General features: G+C 64.5%; 25 protein-coding genes, 1 tRNA gene and 1 pseudogene. 6 read left to right on the top strand and 21 right to left on the bottom strand.

Annotated elements, in window-relative coordinates; all coding sequences use genetic code 11:
* Positions 1 to 89: 89 nt before the first annotated feature.
* Positions 90 to 980 (bottom strand): DMT family transporter, encoded by an 891-nt coding sequence (locus ACQY7X_RS21610; protein ID WP_428247559.1) that lies wholly within the window; start codon positions 978 to 980, stop codon positions 90 to 92.
* A gap of 227 nt (positions 981 to 1,207) precedes the next feature.
* On the opposite strand from ACQY7X_RS21610, the gene ACQY7X_RS21605 reads away from it, so the two are divergent.
* Positions 1,208 to 1,963 (top strand): transporter substrate-binding domain-containing protein, encoded by a 756-nt coding sequence (locus ACQY7X_RS21605; protein WP_428247558.1) that lies wholly within the window; start codon positions 1,208 to 1,210, stop codon positions 1,961 to 1,963.
* A 132-nt stretch (positions 1,964 to 2,095) separates the two neighbouring features.
* Here the strand turns inward: ACQY7X_RS21605 and ACQY7X_RS21600 are convergent, their stop codons facing one another.
* The 8 genes from ACQY7X_RS21600 to alr are packed head-to-tail and all read right to left on the bottom strand — an operon-like array spanning position 2,096 to position 9,932.
* Complete coding sequence (locus ACQY7X_RS21600; protein WP_428247557.1) at positions 2,096 to 2,851, bottom strand: hypothetical protein; 756 nt, start codon at positions 2,849 to 2,851, stop codon at positions 2,096 to 2,098.
* 16 nt (positions 2,852 to 2,867) lie between these two features.
* A complete protein-coding gene (locus tag ACQY7X_RS21595; RefSeq protein WP_428247556.1) occupies positions 2,868 to 3,578 on the bottom strand; it encodes an SDR family NAD(P)-dependent oxidoreductase in 711 nt (236 codons plus the stop codon).
* A 19-nt stretch (positions 3,579 to 3,597) separates the two neighbouring features.
* The gene (gene purF / locus ACQY7X_RS21590; protein WP_428250089.1) at positions 3,598 to 5,058 is read right to left on the bottom strand and encodes an amidophosphoribosyltransferase; all 1,461 of its coding nucleotides are present in this window, start codon (positions 5,056 to 5,058) and stop codon (positions 3,598 to 3,600) included.
* 43 nt (positions 5,059 to 5,101) lie between these two features.
* Complete coding sequence (locus ACQY7X_RS21585) at positions 5,102 to 5,788, bottom strand: CvpA family protein (RefSeq protein WP_428247555.1); 687 nt, start codon at positions 5,786 to 5,788, stop codon at positions 5,102 to 5,104.
* 7 nt (positions 5,789 to 5,795) lie between these two features.
* Positions 5,796 to 7,244: a DNA repair protein RadA gene (gene radA, locus ACQY7X_RS21580; RefSeq protein ID WP_428247554.1), complete on the bottom strand. Its 1,449-nt coding sequence runs from the start codon at positions 7,242 to 7,244 to the stop codon at positions 5,796 to 5,798.
* On the bottom strand, positions 7,244 to 8,017 hold the full coding sequence (locus ACQY7X_RS21575; RefSeq protein WP_428247553.1) for an ABC transporter ATP-binding protein: 774 nt from the start codon (positions 8,015 to 8,017) through the stop codon (positions 7,244 to 7,246). The genes radA and ACQY7X_RS21575 overlap by 1 nt, the downstream gene beginning before the upstream one ends.
* Positions 8,014 to 8,790 carry an MlaE family ABC transporter permease gene (locus ACQY7X_RS21570; protein ID WP_428247552.1) on the bottom strand — a complete coding sequence of 259 codons (777 nt, stop codon included), beginning with the start codon at positions 8,788 to 8,790 and terminating at the stop codon, positions 8,014 to 8,016. Before ACQY7X_RS21570 ends, ACQY7X_RS21575 begins: the two co-directional genes overlap by 4 nt.
* On the bottom strand, positions 8,787 to 9,932 hold the full coding sequence (alr, locus tag ACQY7X_RS21565; RefSeq protein ID WP_428247551.1) for an alanine racemase: 1,146 nt from the start codon (positions 9,930 to 9,932) through the stop codon (positions 8,787 to 8,789). The genes ACQY7X_RS21570 and alr overlap by 4 nt, the downstream gene beginning before the upstream one ends.
* Positions 9,933 to 10,099: 167 nt before the next feature.
* On the opposite strand from alr, the gene ACQY7X_RS21560 reads away from it, so the two are divergent.
* Complete coding sequence (locus tag ACQY7X_RS21560; protein ID WP_428247550.1) at positions 10,100 to 11,047, top strand: DMT family transporter; 948 nt, start codon at positions 10,100 to 10,102, stop codon at positions 11,045 to 11,047.
* 22 nt (positions 11,048 to 11,069) lie between these two features.
* Here ACQY7X_RS21560 and ACQY7X_RS21555 read toward each other — a convergent pair whose 3' ends face one another.
* Complete coding sequence (locus ACQY7X_RS21555; protein ID WP_428247549.1) at positions 11,070 to 11,885, bottom strand: ZIP family metal transporter; 816 nt, start codon at positions 11,883 to 11,885, stop codon at positions 11,070 to 11,072.
* A gap of 114 nt (positions 11,886 to 11,999) precedes the next feature.
* Here ACQY7X_RS21555 and ACQY7X_RS21550 point away from each other — a divergent pair.
* A pseudogene (locus tag ACQY7X_RS21550) lies at positions 12,000 to 12,284 on the top strand (IS1 family transposase); the annotation flags it as partial.
* Here the strand turns inward: ACQY7X_RS21550 and ACQY7X_RS21545 are convergent.
* The 8 genes from ACQY7X_RS21545 to rpsF all read right to left on the bottom strand — a co-directional run bounded on the left by ACQY7X_RS21545 (position 12,281) and on the right by rpsF (position 19,205).
* Entirely contained in the window at positions 12,281 to 13,111 is an 831-nt protein-coding gene (locus ACQY7X_RS21545) for a KilA-N domain-containing protein (RefSeq protein WP_428247548.1), read from the bottom strand. The pseudogene ACQY7X_RS21550 and the gene ACQY7X_RS21545 overlap by 4 nt on opposite strands.
* A gap of 181 nt (positions 13,112 to 13,292) precedes the next feature.
* Positions 13,293 to 14,522, bottom strand: coding sequence for a M24 family metallopeptidase (locus tag ACQY7X_RS21540; protein ID WP_428247547.1), 1,230 nt, complete (start codon positions 14,520 to 14,522; stop codon positions 13,293 to 13,295).
* Between the two features lie 105 nt (positions 14,523 to 14,627).
* A complete protein-coding gene (locus ACQY7X_RS21535; RefSeq protein WP_428247546.1) occupies positions 14,628 to 15,026 on the bottom strand; it encodes a hypothetical protein in 399 nt (132 codons plus the stop codon).
* A 68-nt stretch (positions 15,027 to 15,094) separates the two neighbouring features.
* Positions 15,095 to 16,579, bottom strand: a complete 1,485-nt coding sequence (locus tag ACQY7X_RS21530; protein WP_428247545.1) for a replicative DNA helicase — start codon at positions 16,577 to 16,579, stop codon at positions 15,095 to 15,097.
* 300 nt (positions 16,580 to 16,879) lie between these two features.
* Complete coding sequence (gene rplI, locus ACQY7X_RS21525) at positions 16,880 to 17,416, bottom strand: 50S ribosomal protein L9 (protein WP_428247544.1); 537 nt, start codon at positions 17,414 to 17,416, stop codon at positions 16,880 to 16,882.
* The gene (locus ACQY7X_RS21520) at positions 17,416 to 18,378 is read right to left on the bottom strand and encodes a DUF2232 domain-containing protein (RefSeq protein WP_428247543.1); all 963 of its coding nucleotides are present in this window, start codon (positions 18,376 to 18,378) and stop codon (positions 17,416 to 17,418) included. Before ACQY7X_RS21520 ends, rplI begins: the two co-directional genes overlap by 1 nt.
* Before the next feature lie 57 nt (positions 18,379 to 18,435).
* Positions 18,436 to 18,744: a 30S ribosomal protein S18 gene (gene rpsR, locus ACQY7X_RS21515; RefSeq protein ID WP_428247542.1), complete on the bottom strand. Its 309-nt coding sequence runs from the start codon at positions 18,742 to 18,744 to the stop codon at positions 18,436 to 18,438.
* Positions 18,744 to 19,205: a 30S ribosomal protein S6 gene (gene rpsF / locus ACQY7X_RS21510; protein ID WP_428247541.1), complete on the bottom strand. Its 462-nt coding sequence runs from the start codon at positions 19,203 to 19,205 to the stop codon at positions 18,744 to 18,746. Before rpsF ends, rpsR begins: the two co-directional genes overlap by 1 nt.
* Positions 19,206 to 19,427: 222 nt before the next feature.
* Between rpsF and mnmA the strand changes: the two genes are divergently transcribed.
* Together mnmA and ACQY7X_RS21500 are read left to right on the top strand one after the other, a co-directional pair.
* Entirely contained in the window at positions 19,428 to 20,552 is a 1,125-nt protein-coding gene (gene mnmA, locus ACQY7X_RS21505; protein ID WP_428247540.1) for a tRNA 2-thiouridine(34) synthase MnmA, read from the top strand.
* 200 nt (positions 20,553 to 20,752) lie between these two features.
* Positions 20,753 to 21,106: a hypothetical protein gene (locus tag ACQY7X_RS21500; protein WP_428247539.1), complete on the top strand. Its 354-nt coding sequence runs from the start codon at positions 20,753 to 20,755 to the stop codon at positions 21,104 to 21,106.
* A gap of 199 nt (positions 21,107 to 21,305) precedes the next feature.
* Here ACQY7X_RS21500 and ACQY7X_RS21495 read toward each other — a convergent pair.
* The 3 genes from ACQY7X_RS21495 to ACQY7X_RS21485 all read right to left on the bottom strand — a co-directional run bounded on the left by ACQY7X_RS21495 (position 21,306) and on the right by ACQY7X_RS21485 (position 23,670).
* Positions 21,306 to 21,380, bottom strand: a tRNA-Met gene (locus ACQY7X_RS21495).
* Positions 21,381 to 21,546: 166 nt separating this feature from the next.
* Positions 21,547 to 22,611 carry a class II fructose-bisphosphate aldolase gene (gene fba / locus ACQY7X_RS21490; RefSeq protein WP_428247538.1) on the bottom strand — a complete coding sequence of 355 codons (1,065 nt, stop codon included), beginning with the start codon at positions 22,609 to 22,611 and terminating at the stop codon, positions 21,547 to 21,549.
* Between the two features lie 153 nt (positions 22,612 to 22,764).
* Positions 22,765 to 23,670, bottom strand: coding sequence for a DMT family transporter (locus ACQY7X_RS21485; protein ID WP_428247537.1), 906 nt, complete (start codon positions 23,668 to 23,670; stop codon positions 22,765 to 22,767).
* Positions 23,671 to 23,899: 229 nt separating this feature from the next.
* Here ACQY7X_RS21485 and msrA point away from each other — a divergent pair, with 229 nt between their 5' ends.
* Positions 23,900 to 24,571 (top strand): peptide-methionine (S)-S-oxide reductase MsrA, encoded by a 672-nt coding sequence (gene msrA, locus ACQY7X_RS21480; protein WP_428247536.1) that lies wholly within the window; start codon positions 23,900 to 23,902, stop codon positions 24,569 to 24,571.
* Positions 24,572 to 24,666 lie beyond the last annotated feature (95 nt).

Genomic DNA, 24,666 nt, shown 5'->3' with positions numbered 1-24,666 from the left:
CATCCTCCTGGTGACGAACCGGGAGGACGCTATCCCAGAGTAAAAATTCAATCAACTTCGTTTGTGATTAGATTAATTAAACAAAGAAATTATGTTTTTTGTGGTTCGGGGCTTGCGCGTGCCGAAACCACGATGGCCAGCAGGATCAGCCCGGCGCCCGCCGCCATCGGCCAGGAAATCTGCTCCGAGAAAGCCAGCAGGCCGACCAGCAGCGAGGTGATCAATTCGCCCGCGCCAGCAATCGCCGATCGCTCCGGCCCGGCGATGGGCGCGCCCAGCAGCAGCAGGCCCAGGGCGCCGAAGGTGCTGAGGATAGCCAGCGCCGCCGCCGCGCCCCAGGCCTTGAAGCTGGTCGGTATGGTGACGCCGCCTTCCCAGGCCAGGCACAGCCCCAGCATCGCCAGGAAGCCGCCGATGAACACGCCGCCGAGCCGCACCGGCACGATGATGCTGCTCAGGCGCCGCGCCGCGACATGGATGAACAGCGAATAGGCCGCCGGCGGAATGAAGCAGAGCAGCACCGGCAGCAACGGCGCGCCGGCCACCGCATCGGGCGAGAGGATCAGGGCGGCCGCGATGAACACCAGGGCGGCGGCGATCAGATTGGCGCGGGTCAGCTTCTCGCCGAAGGCCAGCCAGCCGAGCAGGATGGTGAACAGCGGATAGGTGAACAGGATCAGCACCGTCAGCGCCACGGTGAGGTATTGCAGCGCGATGAAGTAGAACAGCATCGAGCTCATATACGCGGCACCCGCCAGGAAGGCGAAAACGAAGTCGCGGCGGTTCTTCAGGATGGCGGGCAGGAACGGCAGGCAGCAGGCCGCCGCGATGGCAAAGCGCCAGACCAGCAGCGACAGTGGCGACTGGCCTTCCTCATAAGCCATGCGGATGAACAGCGGCATGATGCCGAAACCGATGGCGCCGAAACCGACCAGGGCCATGCCGAAAAGCGGTGAGCGGGTGAAGCTTGGAGACGACATGACGACGACCGAAGGTAAGCTGCCGGGCCGTCACCTTGGCATGGCCCGCCGAATGATGAAAGCCGCGTGATGGGGTGGAAAAACGCTATGGCTGGTGAGCATTTTCCGCCTAGACTTTCCATCAGCCGCGCTCAAGACGGCGGGAGGAAACGATGCGTATTCTCGCAATGCGTAGTTTATTGTCGCGTCTTGGTTTGGCGGCTGCGCTGCTGATATCGGGAGAAACCATGGCCCAGTCCGTCGCGCCGCCGCTGGATGTGCTGGCGCCAAAAGGCCCGTTGCGCGTCGCCATCGCGATTTCGCCCGCGCCTTCGGCACTCTATGCGGTGAAAGACGCCAGCGGCCAGTTCAAGGGCGTCACCGTCGATCTCGGCCGTGCGCTCGCCGCCAAGATCGGCCGTCCGCTGCAATTCGTTGATTACGCCTCCACCGGCGAGATCACGGCCGTCGGCGACAAGGATGCCTGGGACGTCACCTTCATGCCGCATGACGCGGCGCGCGCCAAGCTGGTGGATTTCGGCGCCGCCTATCACCTGCTGCAAAGCACGCTGCTGGTGGTCGAACGCGCCAGGGCCAATACGCTGGCGGAAGTCGACCGCGCCGATATCCGCATTGCCGGCGTGGAAGGTACCGCCACGGGCCGCGCCGCTTCCGCCTATTACAAGCAGGCCAAGGTGGTCTGGGTGCGTGGCGTCGATGATGCCGTGGCTTTGGTGAATGGCGGCAATGCCGAAGCCATCGGGCTGTCGCGTGAATCGCTGCTCGGCCTGCTCGGCAAGGTGCCGAATTCCAAGGTGCTGGATGGCGGCTTCCTCAACTCCACCACCTCGGTCGCGGTGCCGCGCGGCAAGGGGGCTGCGGCCTTGCCTTATGTGAACAGCTTCATCGAGGAACAGAAGGCCAATGGCAGCGTACGCAAATCGCTCGATGCCATGGGGCTGACTGCTTCGATGGTGGCGCCCGCCGGCATGAAGGCGGAGTAGTGTACTGCCTTTTCTGTCATTCCCGCGCCCCCCTACGTCATACCCGCGAACGCGGGTATCCCATTTGATTGTGTCGTCAAAGGAAATGGGACTCTCGCATACGCGAGAGTGACAAGCAGGGATGATGCAGCGCTAGGCGCCGAACATCATCTCCAGTGGCGCCATGCCGGCGATGGTGCCGCGCAGGCGCGTGCCGGGCTTGAAGAAGCGCAGGCCGGTGAAGGAGCCGGTGGTGACGATGTGGCCCGGCTGCACGCCGCCGCAATGATTGCCGATCTGGCGCAGCAGCAGCATGAGCAACTCAAACGGCGAGCCGCCAAGCTGCGTCAGCATCCCTTCGGCGATGGTGCTTGAGTCGGCGATCAATTCGCCCGGCACGCGGATGAAATCGTCCGGCCGCCACGGCTTCTCGTGTGCCTTGCCGATGATCAATCCGGTATTGAGCTGGAAATCGGCGAGGCGCCAGAGCGGATCGGCGGTTTCCGGGTCGCTGAGCCGGCTGTCCACCACCTCGAAGACCGGCAGCGGTGTGACGCAGGCTTGCAGCCGCGCGGCATAATCGGGCGCATCCAGCGCCGGCAGCGGGCCATCGATGCGGAAAGCGATTTCCAGTTCCAGGCCGCAGAGCAGGGATTCCGCGCGCGGCCACAGGCAGGGCGAGGGGGCGATGCCGCTGTGGCGGATCGGCGCGAAGATGATCGGTTCATGCACCGAGCCGCGCCCGACCTTCCAGCCGCCCACCGGCCCCAATGCCGGCATCACCGCTGCCTGGATGGCATACACATCGTCGAGATCAAGCGCGATGCCGCTGCTATCCAGCAGCGGCCCGCCCTGGCGGGCGGCGAGCAGCCGCGCGGCGATTGCGGCGCGCTGCTCTCCAGTCAGCATTTGAAGCCTGGCAGCATTATTTAAAATCGCGGGCGTTCAGCCATTCGCCATGGCGCGTATTGCCGGCTTCGGCCAGTGATACGAAAAGCTCCACGATGTCTTCCGGCGCCGGCAGGGTCAGCGGATCTTCGCCCGGGAAGGCGGCGGCGCGCATGTCGGTGCGGGTGCCGCCGGGATTGACCACGTTGACGCGGATGCTGCCGGCTTCCACTTCGCGGGCATAGGTCAGCGCCATGTTGTCCAACGCCGCCTTGCTGGCGGCATAGGCGCCCCAATAGGCGCGCGGCGCGCGGGCGACGGTGGAGGAAACGAAGATCACGCGGCCCGTACCGGAGGCATGCAGCAGCGGATGCGTGGCGCGCAGCAGCCGCTGGTTGGCATGCACATTCAGCTTGAACACCTTCTCCCACAGGTCCGGCGGATATTGCGGCGTCGGCGTCAGCTTGCCGAACATGCCGGCATTGGCCACCAGCACGTCGAGCTTGCCGAAGCGTTCGAACAGCGGCGCGGCCAGGCCGTCGATCAGCTCGGTCTTTTCCATGTCCATCGGCACCAGCGTGGCGCTGCCGCCGAGTGAACGGATTTCATCATCCAGTTCCTCCAGCGCGCCGACGGTGCGGGCGACCAGGATGACGTGGGCACCCTCGCGGGCATATTGCTTGGCAATCGCGGCGCCGATGCCGCGGCTGGCGCCGGTGATCAGCGCGATCCGGTCCTTGAGACGCATTATGTTTAACTTTCAGCGATCAGCCGGTCTCGGCCAACAGGGTGAGCTGGCGCGGGCCGCGCGCGTTGCGATCTGCTTCATCGGTGAGGCCGATGGGGTAGTCGCCGGAGAAGCAGGCATCGCAATAAGCCGGATTGCCCGGCTCGCGGCCCTTGCGGCCCATGGCGCGGTAGAGGCCATCCATGGTCAGGAAGGCGAGGCTGTCGGCCTTGATGAACTTGGTCATCTCCTCGACCGAATGAGTCGCGGCCAGCAGCTTGGAGCGTTCCGGCGTATCGACACCGTAGAAGCAGCTATGCGTCGTCGGCGGCGAGGCGATGCGCATATGCACTTCCTTGGCGCCGGCCTCGCGCACCATTTCCACGATCTTGGTGGAGGTGGTGCCGCGCACGATGGAATCGTCCACCAGGATCACGCGCTTGCCCTGGATATAGGCGCGGTTGGCATTGTGCTTCAGCTTGACGCCGAGATGGCGGATCTGGTCGGTCGGCTCGATGAAGGTGCGGCCGACATAATGGTTGCGGATGATGCCCAGCTCGAACGGGATGCCGCTCTCGGCGGCATAGCCGATGGCTGCCGGCACGCCGCTATCGGGCACCGGGATCACCACATCGGCATCGACATGATTCTCGCGCGCCAGCTCGGCGCCGATGCGCTTGCGCGATTCATAGACGCTCAAGCCCTCGACCTGGGAATCCGGCCGCGCGAAGTAGATGTATTCGAAGATGCAGAAGCGGCGCTTCACCGGCGGGAAGGGGTGGTGGCTGTGGATGCCATCGGCATCGATCACGATCAGCTCGCCCGGCTCCACGTCGCGCACATACTCGGCGCCCATGATATCCAGCGCGCAGGTCTCAGACGCCAGGATCGGCGCACCCTTCAGCGTACCCAGCACCAGCGGGCGCACGCCCCAGGGATCGCGCACGCCGATCAGCTTCTTCGGCGTCAGGCAGACCAGCGCATAGGCGCCTTCGATCTGCTTCAGCGCATCGACGATGCGTTCGACCACGGTGCCCTTGCGGCTCAGTGCCACCAGATGGGTGATCACCTCGGTGTCCATGGTGGACTGGAAGATCGAGCCCTTGGCCACCAGGTCGTCACGGATCTGGCGCGCATTGGTCAGGTTGCCGTTATGCGCCAGGGCGATGCCGCCGCCTTCGAGATCGGCATAGATCGGCTGCACGTTGCGCAGCAGCGTGGCGCCCGAGGTGGAATAGCGCACATGGCCGATGGCGGTGAGGCCGGGCAGTTCGCGGATCACCTTCTCCGACGAGAAGTTCGGCGCCACATGGCCGAGCGCGCGGTGGCTGTTGAAGCGGCCTTCATGGAAGGTGACGATGCCGGCGGCTTCCTGGCCGCGATGCTGTAGGGCATGCAGCCCCAGCACCGTATTGGCCGCCGCGTCGGGCGTGCCATACATGCCGAAGATGCCGCACTCCTCGCGCAGCTTGTCGTCATCGAAGGGGTTGGTGTGCAGCATCATCATTGCTCCGCCGCCCGATGGCATGGCGCCAACGGACGGTTCATGGCTTGTCCTGCGTGCGGATTAGGCTCTCGATGCCCCGGCGTTCCTCGGTCTTATAGCCGGAATCGCGGCTGGAGTCAGCGCCGCTGCCGATCGGCGTGCGATTCGGCACCGGCGTTGGACGGCCGCCACTCCCCGGCGCCGGGCTGGCAGGTGCGGCGGGGCTGGCCGCACCGGCACTCCGGCTGCCGGTAAGTTGCTCAATCACCCGGTCATACAGCCAGGTATAGGCTTGGGTAGCCAGGGGCCGGGTACGCGACTCGGTGTACCAGCCCGGCTCGGCATTGGGTTTCATCACGAACTTATCCAGGACCCAGAAGGCCACGATCACGATCAGCGCGCCCCGGGCCAAACCCAGCAGGAAGCCCAGCGAGCGGTCTATGGCGCTGATCGCCGAGCTTCGGACCCGCTCGGCGATGAGATGGGTCAGTATCGAGCAAAAGATAAGGGTGGGGAGGAAAATTCCCGCGCCGGCGGCAATCCCGGCCAGCAGGCCGGACTGGATATACTGCCGCGCAAAGGCCTCGGCGGGCGGGAAGAAATACCAGGTGGCGATTACCGCGGCGATCCAGCCGGCAGTGGACAGCACCAGCCCGACAAAGCCCCGGAACAGCGCCAGCAGGGCCGAAACCAGCAGAATGGCGAAAACGCCGAGGTCCACCGGGTTGATCGGCAGCTTGTCCATCAGCCTCTCACTCCTCGTCGTCCGCTGGGCCCGAACGGCCGCCATGGCGGCCCAGGCGTTGGGAAGCCCGGCGGGCATCGGGGAACAGTTCCACCAGTTCACCCAGGCGAATCAGCTCCACGCCCTTGATGCCTTTTACCTTACTTTTGCCCGCGACGGGCATAATGGCTTGCTGGAACCCGAGTTTCGCCGCCTCTTTCAGCCGGGCTTCGGCCTGGCTGACCGGGCGGACCTCGCCGGCCAGGCTGACCTCGCCGAAAAACACGCTGCGTTCCGGCACCGGGCTGTCGGCGAGCGCCGAGAGCAGGGCGGCGGCCACCGCCAGGTCGGCGGCGGGTTCCACCACGCGCAGGCCGCCGGCGACGTTGAGATAGACATCGCAGCCGGCAAAGCGCAGGCCGCAGCGGGCATCCAGCACCGCCAGCACCATGGCGAGCCGGCCCGAATCCCAGCCGACCACGGTGCGGCGTGGTGTCGCAAGCGGCGAGGGGGCGACCAGGGCCTGGATTTCCACCAGCAGGGGACGCGTGCCTTCCATGCCGGCCAGCACGGCGGCGCCGCTCATCGGCTGGGTCTTGTCGGCATTCTCGGCACCGCCGAGGAACAGCGCGGAGGGATTGGCGACTTCTGAGAGGCCGCCATCGGTCATCGAGAACACGCCGATCTCGTCTGTGGCGCCAAAGCGGTTCTTCACGGCGCGCAGGATGCGGAACTGGTGGCCGCGCTCGCCCTCGAAATACAGCACGGTATCGACCATATGCTCGACCACGCGCGGGCCGGCGATCTGGCCGTCCTTGGTGACATGGCCGACCAGGAACACGGCGGCCGAGGACCGCTTGGCGGCGCGGATCAGTTCCTGGGCGCAGGTGCGCACCTGGGTGACGGTGCCGGGCGCGGAATCGATATTGTCCGCGAAGATGGTCTGGATCGAGTCGATGACGATCACTGCCGGACCGGCGCCCTTACCGGTCACGCTGTCGATGCCGGCCAGGATGTCGCGCAGGGAATTCGCCGAGGCCAGCTTCACCGGCGCATCGGCAAGGCCCAGGCGCTGCGCCCGCATGCCGATCTGGCCGACCGCTTCTTCGCCCGAGATGTACAAAGTCGTGACGCCGCGCCGCGCGATGGCGGCAGTGGCCTGCAACAGCAAGGTGGATTTGCCGATGCCGGGATCGCCGCCGATCAGGATCGCCGAGCCGGGCACCAGGCCGCCGCCGAGCACGCGGTCGAATTCGTTGATGCCGGTAATCGTGCGGGTGACGTTTTCCGGCTGTGCATCCAGCGCCGAGAAATGCAGCGCCTTGCCCTTGCCCGAGGAGAGGCCCTTGGGCACGGGGGCTGCGGCGGCTTCCTCCTGGATGCGGTTCCAGGCGCCGCAGGCATCGCAGCGGCCCTGCCATTTGCGATAGACGGCGCCGCAATCCTGGCAGACGAAGCTATCCGAGGCGCGCGCCATCAGGGTTTCAGCACGTCCATCTTGATCGGGCCTTCGGCGCGGCCATGGATGAACTGATCGACATAGGCATTGCCCGAATTGTCGATCTCGCTCACCGGCCCCTGCCAGATGATGCGGCCCTTGTAGATCATGGCGATGCGGTCGGCGATCTTGCGTGCCGAGGCCATGTCATGGGTGATGGAAAGCGTGGAGGCGCCGAGTTTCTTGGCGCAGGCGACGATCAGGTCGTTGATCACATCGGCCATGATCGGATCAAGGCCGGTGGTCGGTTCGTCGAAGAAGATGATTTCCGGCTCGGCGGCGATGGCGCGGGCGAGGGCCACGCGCTTCTGCATGCCGCCGGAGAGTTCTGATGGCGAGAGTTCGCCGACATCCGGCGTGAGGCCAACCTGGGCCAGCTTTTCCAGCGCGATCTGCTTCGCCTTGGTGCGTTCCATCTTGCGGCCCTGGATCAGGCCGAAAGCCACGTTCTCCCACACTTTCAGGCTGTCGAAGAGCGCCGAACCCTGGAACAGCATGCCGAATTTGCGCAGCGCTTCCTCGCGCTCGTCGGCACTGAACTTCATGGCTTCCTGGCCATCGATCATGATGCTGCCAGAGTCCGGCCGGATCAGGCCGAGCACGCATTTCAGCATTACCGACTTGCCGGTGCCGGAGCCGCCGATCACCACCACGGATTCGCCCTTGCGCACATCCAGCGACAGGCCATCGAGCACCGTCTTCGGCCCGAAGCGCTTCTTCACATCCTTGAGGGAGAGTTTCAGCTCGGTCATTTGGTGGCGAAGAACAGTTCGGTGACGAAGTAGTTCGCCACCAGGATCAGGATCGAGGCGGAAACCACGGCATCCGTGGTGGCGCGGCCGACACCCTGGGCGCCGCCCTTGGAGTTGAAGCCGTGATAGCAGCCCATCAGCGCGATGATGAAGCCGAACACGCCCGCCTTCACCAGGCCCGACACCACGTCCAGCGTTTCCAGGAAGTCGAAGGTGTTCTTCAGGTAGGTGCCCTGGTTGAAGCCGAGCTTCTGCGTGCCGACGACATAGCCGCCCATCACGCCGATGATATCGGCCACCAGTACCAGGATCGGCAGCGTGATGATGCCGGCATAGAGGCGCGGCGCCACCAGATACTTGAACGGGTTGGTGGACAGCGTGGTCAGCGCGTCGATCTGCTCGGTCACGCGCATGGTGCCGATTTCGGCAGCCATGGCGGAGGCAACGCGGCCCGCCACCATCAGGCCGCCAAGCACGGGGCCGAGTTCGCGGGTGATGCCGATCACCACGATGGTGGCGACGGCGCTCTCGGCATTGAAGCGCGAGGAGCCGATATAGATCTGCAGCGCCAGCACCATGCCGGTGAACAGCGCGGTGAGGCCGACCACGGGCAGCGAGTAATAGCCGATCACCATCATCTGGCGGAAGATCAGCCGGCCATAGAAGGGCGGGGTGACGCAATGGCGCAGGCCGGTGCCGGCGAACATCGCCAGGCGCCCGATCGAGGCCAGGAAATTGAGGAAGATGCGGCCGACGGCGGCAAGCGGGTTCATCGGTAGACCCGTGCGTAACGCTTGCCGAGATCGGTCAGCAATTCATAGGCGATGGTGCCGGCCAGCGCCGCCTGCTCATCCAGCGGCACGGCGCCGCCGATCAGCGTGGCGCGCATGCCTGGGCGGCAATGCTCCGGCGGCAGGGTGGAAACGTCCAGCGTGATCATGTCCATGGAGACCCGGCCGACCAGCGGCACCCGCACTTCGCCCGCTTGCCCATCCGGTCCTGTTCCCTTGAGCGCGGCAAAGCCACGGTTGGAGAGAGAGCGGAGAAAACCGTCCGCGTAACCCACCGCCAGGGTGGCAATTCGGCTCGGTTTTTCAACGCGATACGCGGCACCGTAGCCAACCGTTTCGGGGAAGTCAATGTCGCGTACCTGGAGGATCGCGGCCTCCAGCCGCACCACTTCCCGCATGCTGATTCCGGGCGCCGGACTCGCACCATAAAGCGCGATCCCGGGGCGCAGGATATCGTTATGGTAGGCGGGGCCCAGGAAGATGCCGGCGGAATTGGCGAAGCTGCCTTTCAGGCCGGGAAAACGCTGGCGCAGGGCATCGAAACGCTGCCGCTGCGCCTGGTTCAGCGGATGCTCCGGCTCGTCGGCACAGGCCAGGTGGCTCATCACGAAATCCACCGCGATGCCGTCCAGGGCCGAAGGATCAGCCAGCAGGGCATCGACTTCCCTGGGCTGCAGCCCCAGGCGGTTCATGCCGGTATCGGCCTGGAGCGCGGCGGGCAGGGCGCGACCGGCGGCCTTGGCGGCACCGCGCCAGCGCGCGATCTGCTCCGGGGTGGACAGCACCGGCACGATGCCGGCGATCAGGCAATCGGTCTCGGCCCCGGCGGGAATACCATGCAGGCAGTGGATTATGGCCCTGGGGAAGTTCTCCCTGGGAAGTGCCTGGCGCAGCCTGATGGCTTCTTCCATATGGGCGACGAAGAAGCGCCGGCAGCCGGCTTCGAACAGGGCAGCGCTTACCTCGGCCGCGCCCAGGCCATAGCCATCGGCTTTCACCACCGCGCCACATTCGGCATCCGGTGCCTGAGCGGCCAGATAGCGCCAGTTGGCGACCAGCGCCGCGAGGTCGATGGTCAGAATTCCCCGATCGCCGAAAATCTTGTCGCCGGAAATGCTGTTCATGGCCTGTGTTTAGCTTAAGCGCCAGAAAAGCGACAGGCCTAGCTTGCCCCCGCAGGGCGGGCAGGGCAGACTGGCCGCATCGGGGGCCGGCCACGGAAGATGGCTGCCAGAACATGCGTTGATCCAGTCTTTCATGCAGCACCAGGCTGTATCCAGTCCGAGGTTTCATGGCCCCGTCCCCTGCTTCCGCTGAAACTACCAGCCTGTTCGGGCGTTTCTACGGCAACGCTTACCTGCTGCTCACCCTCACCATGATGATGTGGGCCGGCCATGCGGCGGTGAGCCGCCTGGCGGTGGGTGAAATCTCGCCGGCCTCGCTCACCTTCCTGCGCTGGTTCATCGTTGCCGGCATCATGCTCGGTTTCAGCAGCGCCGGCCTGCGGCAATACTGGCCGGTGCTGAAGCCGCGCATGGTCTATCTCGCCCTGATGGGTGCGCTGGGCTATACCAGCTACAACATCCTGCTCTACTGGTCGGCGCACAGCACCACCGCGATCAATATCAGCATCATCAACGGCGCCATGCCGGCGCTGATCTTCATCTTCGCCCTGGCTTTCTTCGGCCAGCGTGTCACGGCGCTGCAATGGATCGGCATGCTGGTATCGATGGCCGGCGTGATCCTTACCGGCGCCAAGGGCGATGTGCAGCATCTGCTGGATCTCAGCATCAACCATGGCGACCTGCTGATCCTGATCGCCGCCATTCTCTATTCCGGCTATTCGGTGCTGCTGCGCAAGCGGCCGCTGGTGCCCAGCCTGGTATTCTTCGCGGCGATGACCCCGGCGGCGCTGGTCTCGTCCTTCATTCCGCTGGGAATGGAGATCGCGACGGGTGAATTCTTCTGGCCCAGCACCAAGGGCTGGCTGCTGCTGATCTATGTGGCGATTTTCCCGTCGCTGCTGTCGCAGATATTCTTCATCCGCGCCGTGGAACTGATCGGCGCCGGCCGCGCCGGCCTGTTCTCCAACCTGGTGCCGCTGTTCGGCGCCGGCTTCGCCATGCTGATCCTGGGCGAGACGCTGGCGCTGTATCATGTGGTGTCGCTGGTGCTGGTGCTGGGCGGCATCCTGCTGGCGGAATGGCGTGCCAACCGCGCACCGCCCCAGACAAGCTAAGACTTGTCAGCCCAGGGTTACATCAGCCCAGCGTTACATCCAGGAACAGCATCACCACGAAGCCGCCGAACAGTGAGGCGGTGGCGCCGCGTTCGGAGCCGTGGCGATGGGTTTCCGGGATCACTTCCGACGAGATGATGAACAGCATGGCGCCGGCGGCAAACGCCAGCGCCCAGGGCAGCAGGGCGGCTGACATCACGATGGCCCCGGCGCCGACCAGGCCGCCGAACGGTTCGACCACGCCGCTTAAGAAAGCCACCAGGAAGCTGCGGCCCCGGCTGTAGCCCTCGCCGCGCAGCGCGATGGCCACGGCCAGGCCTTCGGGCATGTTCTGCAGGCCGATGCCGAGCATGACGCCGACGCCGGCCACCGGATCGTTGCTTGCCGCCGCCAGGCCGACAGCCAGTCCTTCGGGGAAATTGTGGATGGCGATGGCGGCAACGAACAGCCAGATGCGGCTCAGGCGCGAGGCATCGGCATTCTCGCGGCCCTTCTGGAAATGCTCATGCGGCACCAGGCCATGGGCCAGATGCATCAGCAGCGCGCCGGTCAGCAGGGCGGCGATCACGCCGCCGGCAGCACCTGGCCGGCTGCCCAGGCCGATCTCGGCGGCATCCAGGGCCGGCAGCAGCAGCGAGAAGAAGGTGGCGGCCAGCATGACGCCGGCGGCAAAGGCCAGCATGGCATTCTGCACGCTGGGGCGGATGCGGTTGATGAAAAACACCGGGGCGGCGCCCAGGCCGGTCATCACCACGCCGGCAAACACGCTGGCGCCCAGGCCGGCCCAGAAGGGCGGCAGGGCGGCGAGCGGGGCTGCGAAGGTTGCAACTATATCCATAGGCCATGCCGGTATGGCCTCCGTGCCCCGCTTCCGTCAAGGGGCCGGGCTGGGGTGAGGCGGTACAGCCAGACCGTGGAAGGCCAGCGCCGCTACAGCCCGGCTACCTGCACTGGCGCCCGCAAGGACGTGATTGAGGGCAACCCCTCTATCGCGCATATCAGCACCAGCCATGTTGAACGGCAGAACCTGACCATGCGTATGTCCATGCGCCGGTCTACTCGCCTGACCAATGCGTTTTCAAAGAAGGTCGAGAACCACGCTTTGGCCGTCTCGCTGCATTTCATGTATTACAACTTTGGCCGCATCCATAAGACCCTGCGCGTCACCCCGGCGATGCAGGCCGGTGTTGCCGATCATGTGTGGTCGCTGGAAGAAATCGCGGCGCTGGCGGATTAAGACGGAGGCAATGCGGGGTAATTCTCAGGGGCAGGCAATTTCGCAACTACCTGTTCAATGAACGGAATGGCTTCTGGATCACGCTCTTTGAAATAAGTTATGGCTCGCTGCGGTAGCCATGCAGTTTTCATAAATTCCACGAACTGAGGCCAAACGGAGTTGTGATACTGCCATGCCTCGACAATCATGCCGTCAGGCAGAACGTGTCCATATTTTTTCCGCTTCTCAGACATGCCCGGATATTTCTCTTCCAGCCACTTGGGGAAGGATTGCCCGACACTGATGTCAGGCCGCAGGATTTTGCCATCCGGTGCGCGCTCTGGTAGCACATATCCGAGGTGTTCTAACTCGCCATGAATGCGGACGTATAATTCTCCGATGATGGAAAAGTATCCGTGATCAACCCGATCAGCATTCAGGTGATACCGTTTCATAAAATCGTAGCTAGCGCGTCGGGTGGCCATCGGGGAACCCATCCCCGACATCCACTCAAACACCCACTGAGTGACCTTCACTGCGAATTGTGGAGAAAGCCATTGGGCTAAGTGGATCGCAATCTGAGGATGGACCCACGTTCCCTGATTTCTGGCATCCCCGCCGGGGGTGCCGTAGGTCGTGTGGAAAAGCTGGGCGCCGGGAATCCCGGCATCCAGCGCCAGAGCATCAATAAATTCGCTGGTGGTTTTAAGTTCGGCGTATCTACGCCATTCGCGACCGGCGGCTTTACACATTGCCGTAGCATTCACATAGCCGTCGCTCGCCCGCTGACGGATGACTTCACCCCCATGGACGTGATCCACGAAGTCTAAAGAAAGTTGGTTCGTCACGAATCACTCCCTCAAAAAGCTGAGAAAGTTAACCACTCATACAAATAGTCCGAAAGCGGATTATCTACCTACGGATGCAAAACTGCCCTGACTTCTTTCCCATTTCAAACTGAGACACTACCGGTGTTTCACGTGAAACACTCCGGGAACATTTCGCCGTTTCACGCTGATTTCGGCTGTTTCACACCGGAATGATGGCGCGTGGGGTCTTGAGCGCCCAGCGGTTGGCCTCCGGCTCCACCAGCAGCATGTCGCCCTGGGCGATCAGGCCGAGGCCGGGCAATTGCAGGCTGGGATGCAGCTCGAACAGGCTCGGCGCCACCAGGGTTTCCGGCGCGGCGGCAACCGCATGGTTGCTGGTGCGGTCGAAAGGCTGCTGGAACAGGGCGGAGAGCGGCGGGTCTTCGTAGGCATAGCCCAGCGCATGGCCGAGCCGGAAGGCAAACCCTTGAGGATAGCCGCGCGCCGCCAGCTCGGCGCGGGCCTCGGCCCCCAGCGTGGCGATGTGCTGGGCCGCGTTCGGGCCGGACCCTGCATTGCCGGACCCTGCATAGGCGGGCCGCAGGCCCTGAAACAGCCGGTCGCCGGCGGCGAGCAGCGCGTCATGCGCCGCCAGCAGCGCGGCAGGGGCGGGGCCGAGACTGTAGCTGCGGATGGCATGGCCGAAGGCGCCATCCAGGGTCAGCATCAGGCCGACGGTGACGCTGCTGGTGCTGCTGTCCAGGCGCTGCGCCGGATCGGGCGCCATGATATCGGCATCGCTGCCCATCGGCCCGTATGAAATCCATGAGCGGCAATCGTTGCAGCCCTGGTCATAGGCTTCGCGGCGGATCAGTTCCTGCAGGCGCGGCGCGCCGGGCTGTTTCACCAGAAACGCCGGGATGGCGGCGAACAGGTGGTCGCAGAGCGCGGCGGCGGCTTCATGCCGTGCTAGGTCACGAGGCGCCTTGGCCTGGCGCAGGCGATGCGCTTCGGTATCGAGCGCCAGCCATGCGGCTTGCGCCAGGGTGGTTTGCGGCAAGGCGGCTTGCAGGCCGGTGAGCAGCCAGGCCGGCATCTCGCCGCCGCCGATCAGGCCGATGCGGTGGCGGCTGGGAAGCTGTGCTGCGATCCAGCCGGTGAGATCAAGCGCGGCGACATAGCGGATGCCGAGATCCGGGCGATGCCTGGCGAGATGCGCGGCGAGGAAATAATTCGGCGTCGCCAGCGCGGCGAAACGGTCGGCACCGGGCAGCAGCAGGCCAAGCAGCCAGCCATCCAGTGCATCGGCATCGAGCAGGAAACGGCCATGGGCGCGCGCCGCCGAGCCGAGGCCGGCACCGCTGCCGGGCATGAACACCAGCGCCGCGCCGCATTGCGCTGGCGTCAGCAGGCTGGCATAGGCGGCGATGGCATCGGGATTGGCGGCCATGACGGCTCCGGCAGGATGAAGGGCAGGGCCCAGCATCGGCCAGAGACCGGGAGGCGCGCAAATCGTTCCTTGCTATGGCAACCGATAAGGCGGGCTTATCGCGGCTCAGGCCGGGTGTGCCAGCAGCGGCCGCATGCGGTCCTCGGCGATGAAATACTTGCGCGCATAGGCAACGATCTGGCCATCGGTGGGATGGTCCACGGTTTCGACGCCGGCGATGCGAGCTTCAAGCTGCGGCTTGGCGCGATGCGCGTAGCGGATGAATTCCAGCTTGGCATTGCCGGGGCCGAGCACCAGGATTTCGCTGCTGCCATCAAGCGCGGCAGCGATGGCATCGAAGAAGCCGGGGTCGATGGCCTGCTTGCCGGCACCGGGCTTGCCGGCCTTGTGGTGCAGGTGATGCTTGTGGCCATGCACGGTAAGCTTTTCCGCTTCCTCGCGACTAAACTGGAAGATGCGGGCTTCGGCATGGTCGAGCCAGACGACGGCGTGGTAATGCGACATGGGCTGCTTCCTTCTCTGCGCGATGGAAACAGCATGGCACGGCCTTGCCAGCCGTGCCTTGACGCAGGTCAATCACCGTAGCTTTCGGGCAAGTGATCCGGGCCGGCATAGTCGCTGAAGCGGGTCAGGTTCGGCTCGAAATGCAGCACCACGCGGCCGATCGGGCCATGGCGCTGCTTGCCGACGATCACTTCGGCCAGATTGGCGATGCGCGCCATCTTGTCCTGCCACACGGCATGCTCGGGCGTGCCTTCGGTGGGCTGCTTGCGCATCTCGTAATATTCTTCGCGGTAGACGAACATGACCACGTCGGCGTCCTGCTCGATGGCGCCTGATTCACGCAAATCCGAAAGCTGCGGCCGCTTGTCGTCACGGCTTTCCACGGCACGGGAAAGCTGCGACAGCGCCACTACCGGCACGTTGAGGTCTTTCGCCAGCGCCTTCAGCGCCTGGGTCACTTCCGAGATTTCCTGCACGCGGTTGTCGTTGCGGCGCGAATTCGAGCCGCGCACCAGCTGCAGGTAATCCACGATGATCAGGCCGATATTGGCGGTGCGCTTCAAGCGCCGCGCGCGGCTGCGCAGCAGCGAGATCGAGATCGCGCCGGTATCGTCGATATAGAACGGCACCTGGCTCAGCAGCTTGGCCGTGGGCACGATCTGGCGGCTGAATTCCTCTTCACTGATTTCGCCGCGCCGCAGCTTTTCCGAGGTGACGCCGCTCTGCTCGGAGAGAATACGCGTGGCGAGCTGCTCGGCCGACATTTCGAGCGAGAAGAAGGCGACCGGGGCGCCGCGCTCGCCGCCGCTTTCGAAATACAGTTTGGCGGCATTGAAGGCCATGTTGGTGGCCAACGCCGTTTTTCCCATGGAGGGGCGGCCGGCGAGGATCAGCAGATCGCTCTTGTGCAGGCCGCCGAGTTTGCCGTCGAGGTCTTTGAGCAGCGTCTCGACGCCGCTCATGCCGCCCTTCTTCCAGGCCGCGTCGATCATCTCGATCGACTGGCGCATGGAATCCTTGAAGGCGATGAAGCCGCCTTCCGCATTGCCCTCGTCGGCAAGCTTGAACAGCTGCTGCTCGGCATCCTCGATCTGGCCGCGCGCCGCTTCATCCACCTTGGGATCATAGGCGCGGTTCACCATGTCCTCGCCGACGCGGATCAGTTCGCGCCGCATGGCAAGGTCGTGGATCACGCGGGCGTAATCCTCGGCATTGATCACCGTGGTGGCGGCGGCGGCGAGGCGGGCGAGGTAGGAGGTGCCGCCGACCTGGGCCAGCAATTCGTCGCGCTCGAAATACGCCTTCAGCGTCACCGGGTTGGCGATCTCGCCGCGCTCCACCAGGGTCAGCGCCGCTTCATAGATGCGGCGATGCGCCTCGTTGTGGAAATGCTCCGGCCTTAAGAAACCCGAGACGCGGTGCGCCGCGTCGTTGTTCACCAGCACGGCGCCGAGCAGTTCCTGCTCGGCATCCAGGTTGTGCGGCGGCGTGCGATAGGCCGGCTCGTCGCTGTTGGCGGCGGGAGAGGCGGGGAGCGATACAGGTGCGTTCATGACGGCGGAATGACAGACCGATGACGAGGGAAGCCGGGTGCGGCATTAAAGGGAAGCGGGCGTGGGAGCGCGAAGGTATTCGGTGGTTTATCCACCACTGCGTGGCAGTGGAAAACTAGCCCACGAATATCAATGCCTTGCGGATGCTTATCCACAGCTACAGCAGGAGCGTGTATAGCCGGGCAGGAGACCCTCGGGTCAAGCCCGAGGGTGACGAGTGGTACGATTGCGGCAAAAGAAAAACCCGCCGGAAAGATTCCGGCGGGCTGATCTTGAGCGCCGATGCGCGGTCGTCGAGGCTTACGCCTCGGCTTCCTCGGTCTCTTCGCCTTCCTCGGCTTCCGGAGCCTCGAAGAAGGCTTCGCCGGTGCCGGCCTGGGCTTCGGCTTCGGAGGCCGAGCGGGCCACGTTCACCTTGATGCTGAGGCTGACTTCCGGATGCAGCACGACCTGCAATTCCGAGATGCCGATGGTCTTGATCGGGGTGGTGAGCACCACCTGGCCACGACCGATGGTGAAGCCGGCCTCGGTGGCGGCTTCGGCGATGTCGCGGGCGCTGACCGAGCCATAGAGCTGGCCGCTGTCGCCAGCCTGGCGCAGGATGGTCACGGACAGGCCGGCCATCTTTTCGGCCACCTTCTCGGCTTCGCCGCGCTGCGCCAGATTCTGCGCTTCGAGCTGGGCCCGCTGCGTCTCGAACTGGGCCTTGTTGGCGGCAGTGGCGCGCAGCGCCTTCTTGCGCGGCAGCAGGAAGTTACGGGCAAAGCCGTCCTTCACCTTCACCACATCGCCCATCTGGCCGAGCTTCTCGACCCGCTGCAAAAGGATCACGTCCATCAGTCACTCTCCCGGCTGGTTCCTGCCCCGGCGACACGCCGGCGGAAACCCGCCCATTCCTCGATCAATCCCAGGCCCACCACCAGTATTCCAACCAGTGCGCTAGCCACCACCAAGGCCGCGTAGAACGCCGCCAAAATCAAACCCGTCGCCGGCGCCCTGCCGGCCAGCGCATGCACCACCGCCAGCCCCTGCAGAAAATAGGGGAAGGCGAGGATCGCCGCCGCCGTGGCAGCGATGAAACGCGTCTCCTGCGGCAGCAGCAGCGCCACCCCGACCGCGCCCGCCAGTGCTATGGCAAGAAAGCGCGGCAAGGTCAACGCGGCGTATTGCGGCGTCGGCCGGGTGTTCTGCTTCACCAGCACCGCCAGCCCCTGGGCCAGGGTGCCGTTGATGGTCAGCATGGTGAGCCAGCTCATGGCCACCACCGCCGGCATCAACCGCGAGGCCGTTGCCGCCAGGTCCTGCGCCGTCTGCTGCCCGCCTTCGGGCTGCATCACGGCAAAGAACTGCGCCAGCACCGGCTGCAGCACGCCCGGCAAGCCGCCTTCGCGGCCCGCCGTGGCAAGCAGGGCTAGGGCAAACAGGAGCCCGGCCCAACCCGCCAACCGCAAAATCAGGCCGCCGACCGGATACCAGTCGAGGCCATCAACCACATTGGCGCCGCTTTCCGCTTCCTCGGCCGGACGGGCGAGCAGGGCCTGCCGCACCAGCCAGAGTGCCGGCAGACCGAACAGCAGTGCGAACACCACCGAAGCCTGCAGGCCATTGAAGCCCGACACCAGCGTGCCGGTAGCCACCGCCCAGGTTGCCGCGCCAACGCCTTTGGTAAGGCCGGCGAAGAACAACGGCAGCGGGGCCAGATACCCGAGCATCAATCCAAGCGGGCCAACCGCAGCGGTCATCACCAGCAGGGCGCTGGCTATGCCGGCAAGCAGGCCGAAGACGAGACTGCGAGTCATCGCGACGCCACACTAACCGGGCGGAACCAGAACTGGGGCCGCCCGGCCTTACTCACATCACTTGATGACGAACGGCAGCAGGGCCAGGTTGCGCGCGCGCTTGATGGCGGTCGCCAGCTCGCGCTGCTTCTTGGCCGAAACTGCAGTGATACGCGACGGCACGATCTTGCCGCGCTCGGAGATGAAGCGCGACAGCAGCTTCACATCCTTGTAGTCGATCTTGGGCGCATTGGCGCCGGAGAACGGGCAGGTCTTACGACGGCGGAAGAACGGACGACGCGCCGCGCCGCCAGCACCACCACCTGCGCCACCGGCACCACCACGACGTTCACCACCCTGCGAGGAACCACGCTGCTGGAAAGCCATTATTCAGTCTCCCCGGTGGAGTCATCACGGTCGCGTGGGCGACGGTCGCCACGATCACCACGGTCGCCGCGGTCACCACGATCGAAACGGTCACCGCGGTCGAAGCGGTCGCCTTCACGGCGCGGACGGTCTTCGCGGTTCTTGTTCTGCAGCATCACGGAGGGGCCTTCCTCCAGAGCTTCCACGCGCACGGTCATGTAGCGCAGGATGTCTTCGTTGATGCGCATGTTGCGCTCCAACTCGGCCACCGCGCCGCCCTCGGCGGTGATGTTCAGAAGGACGTAGTGGCCCTTCTTGTTCTTCTTGATGCGGTAGGTCAGGTTGCGCAGGCCCCAATTTTCAGTCTTGGTGACTTCGCCGCCCTGGCCCTTGATGATGTCGGTGAATTGCGCCGCCATGGTCTCGACCTGTGCGGTCGAGATATCCTGACGTGCGATGAAAACGTTCTCGTAGAACGCCATCGTGCAGCTCTCCTTCTGGCTGTTAGCGGTCCGATGCCAAACGCCCCATGCGCCGGCGGGTCGGACCTAGCCGGGATTCCAGGCGGAACCCCAGCAAGGAGCTATGTAGGCGGCGGACTATACACATCGGCGGACCGCCCGCAAGCGCTTTTTACCCTCTTTTGTACCCGGATTAACGATCCGCGCTTGCCTCGGGGGCCGGCCACCCTATAGTGCGCCCCCATGAATTCCCTCGGTTTTGCCAAGCCTGAAGCCCAGACCCGCGTGGTCGTGGCGATGTCCGGCGGCGTCGACAGTTCGGTGGTGGCCGGGCTGCTGAAGCGCCAGGGCTATGACGTGGTCGGCATCACGCTGCAACTCTACGATCATGGCGAGGCGATCCGCCGCAAGGGCGCCTGCTGCGCCGGGCAGGATATCCACGATGCCCGCAGCGTCGCCGCCCGGCTCGACATGCCGCATTATGTGCTGGATTACGAAAGCCGCTTCCGCCAGAGCGTGATCGACGATTTCGCCGATTCCTACATGCGCGGCGAAACCCCGATTCCCTGCATCCGCTGCAACCAGACGGTCAAGTTCCGCGACCTGCTGGCTGCTGCCCGCGACCTCGATGCCGATTGCCTCGCCACCGGGCATTATGTCCGCCGCCTGCTGGGGCCGCATGGCGCCGAGATGCATCAGGGCCGCGACCCGCGCCGTGACCAGAGCTATTTTCTCTACACGACGACACGCGAGCAGCTCGATTACCTGCGCTTTCCGCTCGGCGACATGGAAAAGCCCGCCGTGCGGGCGATTGCCACCGATCTCGGCCTGCTGGTGGCCGACAAGCCGGACAGCCAGGATATCTGTTTCGTGCCGGAAGGTGATTATGCCCGCGTGGTGACGCGGCTGCGCCCGGCGGCAGCCGAACCCGGCGATATCGTGCATATCGATGGCCAGGTGCTCGGCCGCCATGAGGGCGTGATCCACTACACCGTGGGCCAGCGCAAGGGCCTCGGCATCGCGCATCACGAACCGCTTTATGTGGTGCGCATCGAGGCCGGGCAGCGCCGCGTCATCGTCGGCCCCAAGCCGGCTTTGGCCCAGAGCCATGTGCGCCTCATCGGCCTCAACTGGCTCGCCGCCGAACCGCTCAGCGAGCAGGGCCGCGCCGTGCAGGTGAAGCTGCGCTCGGCGCAGCCGGCGGTGGCGGCGGTGCTCTATCCTGGCAGCGCCCCCGGCGAAGCGCGGCTAGACCTGGCGCAGCCGGAATACGGCGTCGCACCCGGCCAGGCCGGCGTGATGTATGACGGCGAACGCCTGCTCGGCGGCGGCTGGATCGCGCGGGAGACGGCGGCGCGGGCGGCTTAACGCTGGCTGCTTAGATCAATTCAGATTTTTCAGGGGAAATCGGCGCCTGAGGCTGGTGCGGGGGGGGGCCAGTTTTCCTCTGATAGCCTACCTTTAGAAACGGCGGATTGGCGACATACTTGTTGTGCGCGACATTAAGCAGCAAGTGGCAGGGGCATGGCGGTCGCGATATGCTGCAAGCGACCTAGATGGAGGGAGAAATGGCAGTCGGCGTTGAGAGGATTAGGGTCACGGGCCGCACCGAGACGACGATTGACGTGGAGATTAACGCCGGCGGCAGCGAGGTTGTGACGCTGCGGCTGGATGGGATGAGCGGCGCTGCCCTGATCGCCGCTATCATGGGCCACGCTCCCGCTATGCCCGCGCCAAATATCCTTGATCTGCCATGCTATGGATTTGCCACCAGCCCTTCAGCCGAGGGACAAATTGCACTGGCTTTCCAGGTGACACCAAATCGATACCCCCTGGCGATCCGAGTGCCGCACGAGAAGCTGGCGGAAATTCGCGCCGCCATCGCGAAGTGGGAGACTCTTCAGCAAGGCGGACGAGCTTAGCAAGGTAGAGCGTCTTGCCATACGGTCTACGGCGGCGCAAAAGCAACAGGAGCGTATTCCTGGGGGCTAAAAAGGCATCAGCCGGTTGGGTGTTTTCCACCCAACCGGCTGATTTCATTAAGATATGCGCCAGAGACAGCTAGTCTTACCACTCAAATCCATACCGTGTACCCAAAGAGTTCAGGGTAGGCGATTTGAGTGGTAGCGGGGGGCGGGATTGAACCGCCGACCCAAGGCTTATGAGTCCTTTGCTCTACCACTGAGCTACCCCGCCATAGGCAGCCTCAGGCGCGGCGGCAGACATAAGAGCGTGGCGCCGCCTTGTCAAGCGACCTTGGCGCTGCCCGGGCGACAAAAAAGCCGGGGTTTCCGCCCCGGCTTTTTCAGGTTCCGCGCTGGTGCGGCGGAAATCAGTTCACCTCCGCCCGCAGCGGCGGAAATCAGTTCACCGTCTGCTTCAGCTTGCCGGTGGCATAGCGGCGCGACATCTCTTCCAGGTCCACCGGGGTGATCTTGCCGGCCATGCCGGCGCAGCCGAACGAGATGTAGCGCGCCTTGCACACTTCGGTCGCCGCCTTCTGGGCATCGGCGAGATACTTGCGCGGGTCGAACTCGCTCTTCTTGGTGGCGAGGTGCTTGCGGATCGCGGCGGTCATGGCGAGGCGGATATCGGTGTCGATATTCACCTTGCGCACGCCATACTTGATGGCTTCCTGGATTTCGCTCACCGGCACGCCGTAGGTTTCCTTCAGTTCGCCGCCATACTGGCGAATCTCGGCCAGCAATTCCTGCGGCACCGAGGAGGAGCCGTGCATCACCAGATGGGTGTTGGGGATGCGCTTGTTGATTTCCTTGATGCGGTCGATGGCGAGGATATCGCCGGTCGGCTGGCGCGAGAACTTGTAGGCGCCGTGCGAGGTGCCAATCGCGATGGCAAGCGCGTCGCACTGGGTCTCGGCGACGAAATTGGCCGCTTCGGTCGGATCGGTCAGCAGCATCTCGCGTGTCATGGTGCCTTCGGCGCCATGGCCGTCTTCCTTGTCACCGCGCATGGTTTCGAGCGAGCCGAGGCAGCCGAGTTCGCCTTCCACGGTGACGCCGATGCTATGCGCCAGGTCGGTAACCTTCTTGGTCACGGCGACGTTGTATTCGTAGTCGGACGGGGTCTTGGCGTCTTCCTTCAGCGAGCCATCCATCATCACGCTGGAAAAGCCCGAGCGGATCGCGGCGATGCAGATCGCCGGCGAGGCGCCGTGATCCTGGTGCATCACCACCGGGATATGCGGATAGGCTTCGACGGCGGCGACCACCAGGTGGCGCAGGAAATGCTCGCCGGCATATTTGCGCGCGCCGGCCGAGCCCTGCAGGATCACCGGGCTGTTGGTCTCGTTGGCCGCGTCCATGATGGCGCGGACCTGTTCCATGTTGTTGACGTTGAAAGCCGGCAGACCGTAGCCGTGCTCGGCGGCGTGATCCAAAAGCTGCCGCATCGACACCAACGCCATGATTTCCTCCGAAGATAAATGAAAATGAGCCTGCCCGGGTCCCTCCGGGTGCGGGCGGAAGGTATTGCAAAACGGCTGTCATATCCAGCCTGATCCGGGGAAACCCGGGCGGGAACCGGAACTCGCTGGGCTGTGGCGGAAAACCGCCAGTATTTATGGCTGGTTCTGGCGCAGTTGCAGGCGCCGCACGCGTTCGCGGTGCAGCACATAGAGGCCGGAGCCGACCACCACCAGGATGCCGATCCAGGCCCACAGGTTGGGCCAGTCGCCCCAGACCAGGTAGCCGAACAGCAGCGAGAAGATCAGCGCCACATAGCGGAACGGCGAAACCAGCGACAAATCGCCATGGCGCATGGCATCGATCACCATCTGGTAGCCGCCGATCAGGAAGCAGGCAGCGAAGGCCAGCAGCAGCAGGGTATGCAGGTCCATCGGCTGCCAGCCTTCCGCCACCGTCATGATGCCGCCGCCGATCATCACCAGCACGGAGGTGCCCATGGTGACGATCAGCGAGGGGATACCGAGGCTGACCTGGCGCGTGATCATGTCGCGCGCGACGATGAACACCACGGAAGCCAGTGCCACCAGCGACCAGACATTGAAGCCTTCCGCGCTCGGCTGCACGATCAGCAGCACGCCGCCGAAGCCGCAGACCACGGCGGTCCAGCGCCGCCAGCCGACGCTTTCATGCAGCACCACCGCTGCCACGGCGGTAAGCGCCAGCGGCGAGGTCATGCCGATGGCGCTGATATTGGCGATCGGCATCTTGAACAGCGCCGCCAGGTAGAGCACGGAAGCCAGCAGATCGAGGATGCCACGGCCGATCACGATTTTCTGCAACACCAGGCCGAGCTGCGGCAGCAGGCCGTTGCTCCAGGCCAGCAGCAGAATCAGCAGATTGGCGACGATGCCGCGCACCAGCAGCACTTGGCCCAGCGAGGTATGCTCGCCAGCCAGCTTGATCAGCGTGTCGTTGGAGACGAACAGCATCATGCCGACGACCATCGACATGACGCCACGGCGGTTGCCTTGGCCGAACAGCGGGGTGAGCAGGGACATTTCTCGGGCGGGGATTTAAGCGTCGGGCCGGGATTGGATGGGGGATATTGAACGGGGGGATCGTTCGTGTGCACCCTAACCCCGCCTGCCAGCCCTGAACAGGGCTGGGGCGGTAGAATTGGCTACTTCCGGTATGTAACTGGCCTGTGAATGGAAAGGGTGCTTGACCCTGGGCGGACAAGGGCCACATTGGCAGTAACAGAGAGACAAGACCCCCAGGAGGTCCGCCATGTTCTTCATGACTCCGCGCCACAAGACCGCCATGCCCGAGCCGGCCCGCGCCCTGAAGGGCCGCGCCGAGACCATGCCGGTGCCGCAGAAGCATTTCATCAATGGCCGGCCGTTGCAGGCGCCGTTCCCGGAAGGGCTGCAGCAGGTGATTTTCGGCCTGGGCTGCTTCTGGGGCGCCGAGCGCAAGTTCTGGCAGCTTCCCGGGGTCTACAGCACGGCGGTCGGCTATGCCGCCGGCTACACGCCGAATCCGACCTATGAGGAAGTATGCAGCGGCCTCACCGGCCATAACGAAGTGGTGCTGGTTGTCTATGACCCCAAGCTGGTCAGCTTCGATGCCTTGCTTCGCACCTTCTGGGAAAGCCATGACCCGACCCAGGGCATGCGCCAGGGCAACGATGTCGGCACGCAATACCGCTCCGGCATCTATGTCACCACGCCCGAACAACGAAGCGCGGCGGAAGCGTCGCTCAAGGCCTATCAGGGCGCGCTGAACGCCGCCAAGCGGGGCCGCATCACCACCGAAATCCTGGACGCGCCGCTCTTCTATTACGCCGAGGATTATCACCAGCAGTATCTGGGCAAGAATCCGGGCGGCTATTGCGGCCTTGGCGGCACCGGCGTGTCCTGCCCCATCGGTACAGGCATCGCCACTGGGGTAGGGGCCTGATTCCTCTCCCGGTAGGCTCTCTGGGCTCTTGTATTCACAGGCGGGGCTGGGGCAATCTTCTGGTAACTGGCGCATAAACGCGCCCTGACAGGAGG

It is taken from the genome of Ferrovibrio sp., from assembly GCF_965278975.1.
Classification (GTDB): domain Bacteria; phylum Pseudomonadota; class Alphaproteobacteria; order Ferrovibrionales; family Ferrovibrionaceae; genus Ferrovibrio.
The sequence above is the reverse complement of the archived record's forward strand: the minus strand, read 5'-3'. Positions and strand labels throughout refer to the sequence as shown.

Coding starts and splice junctions, on each gene's coding strand:
- ACQY7X_RS21610 (WP_428247559.1), bottom strand. CDS start 980: ATGTCGTCTCCAAGCTTCACCCGCTCACCGCTTTTCGGCATGGCCCTG.
- ACQY7X_RS21605 (WP_428247558.1), top strand. CDS start 1,208: ATGGCCCAGTCCGTCGCGCCGCCGCTGGATGTGCTGGCGCCAAAAGGC.
- ACQY7X_RS21600 (WP_428247557.1), bottom strand. CDS start 2,851: ATGCTGACTGGAGAGCAGCGCGCCGCAATCGCCGCGCGGCTGCTCGCC.
- ACQY7X_RS21595 (WP_428247556.1), bottom strand. CDS start 3,578: ATGCGTCTCAAGGACCGGATCGCGCTGATCACCGGCGCCAGCCGCGGC.
- purF (WP_428250089.1), bottom strand. CDS start 5,058: ATGCTGCACACCAACCCCTTCGATGACGACAAGCTGCGCGAGGAGTGC.
- ACQY7X_RS21585 (WP_428247555.1), bottom strand. CDS start 5,788: ATGGACAAGCTGCCGATCAACCCGGTGGACCTCGGCGTTTTCGCCATT.
- radA (WP_428247554.1), bottom strand. CDS start 7,244: ATGGCGCGCGCCTCGGATAGCTTCGTCTGCCAGGATTGCGGCGCCGTC.
- ACQY7X_RS21575 (WP_428247553.1), bottom strand. CDS start 8,017: ATGACCGAGCTGAAACTCTCCCTCAAGGATGTGAAGAAGCGCTTCGGG.
- ACQY7X_RS21570 (WP_428247552.1), bottom strand. CDS start 8,790: ATGAACCCGCTTGCCGCCGTCGGCCGCATCTTCCTCAATTTCCTGGCC.
- alr (WP_428247551.1), bottom strand. CDS start 9,932: ATGAACAGCATTTCCGGCGACAAGATTTTCGGCGATCGGGGAATTCTG.
- ACQY7X_RS21560 (WP_428247550.1), top strand. CDS start 10,100: ATGGCCCCGTCCCCTGCTTCCGCTGAAACTACCAGCCTGTTCGGGCGT.
- ACQY7X_RS21555 (WP_428247549.1), bottom strand. CDS start 11,885: ATGGATATAGTTGCAACCTTCGCAGCCCCGCTCGCCGCCCTGCCGCCC.
- ACQY7X_RS21540 (WP_428247547.1), bottom strand. CDS start 14,522: ATGGCCGCCAATCCCGATGCCATCGCCGCCTATGCCAGCCTGCTGACG.
- ACQY7X_RS21535 (WP_428247546.1), bottom strand. CDS start 15,026: ATGTCGCATTACCACGCCGTCGTCTGGCTCGACCATGCCGAAGCCCGC.
- ACQY7X_RS21530 (WP_428247545.1), bottom strand. CDS start 16,579: ATGAACGCACCTGTATCGCTCCCCGCCTCTCCCGCCGCCAACAGCGAC.
- rplI (WP_428247544.1), bottom strand. CDS start 17,416: ATGGACGTGATCCTTTTGCAGCGGGTCGAGAAGCTCGGCCAGATGGGC.
- ACQY7X_RS21520 (WP_428247543.1), bottom strand. CDS start 18,378: ATGACTCGCAGTCTCGTCTTCGGCCTGCTTGCCGGCATAGCCAGCGCC.
- rpsR (WP_428247542.1), bottom strand. CDS start 18,744: ATGGCTTTCCAGCAGCGTGGTTCCTCGCAGGGTGGTGAACGTCGTGGT.
- rpsF (WP_428247541.1), bottom strand. CDS start 19,205: ATGGCGTTCTACGAGAACGTTTTCATCGCACGTCAGGATATCTCGACC.
- mnmA (WP_428247540.1), top strand. CDS start 19,428: ATGAATTCCCTCGGTTTTGCCAAGCCTGAAGCCCAGACCCGCGTGGTC.
- ACQY7X_RS21500 (WP_428247539.1), top strand. CDS start 20,753: ATGGCAGTCGGCGTTGAGAGGATTAGGGTCACGGGCCGCACCGAGACG.
- fba (WP_428247538.1), bottom strand. CDS start 22,611: ATGGCGTTGGTGTCGATGCGGCAGCTTTTGGATCACGCCGCCGAGCAC.
- ACQY7X_RS21485 (WP_428247537.1), bottom strand. CDS start 23,670: ATGTCCCTGCTCACCCCGCTGTTCGGCCAAGGCAACCGCCGTGGCGTC.
- msrA (WP_428247536.1), top strand. CDS start 23,900: ATGTTCTTCATGACTCCGCGCCACAAGACCGCCATGCCCGAGCCGGCC.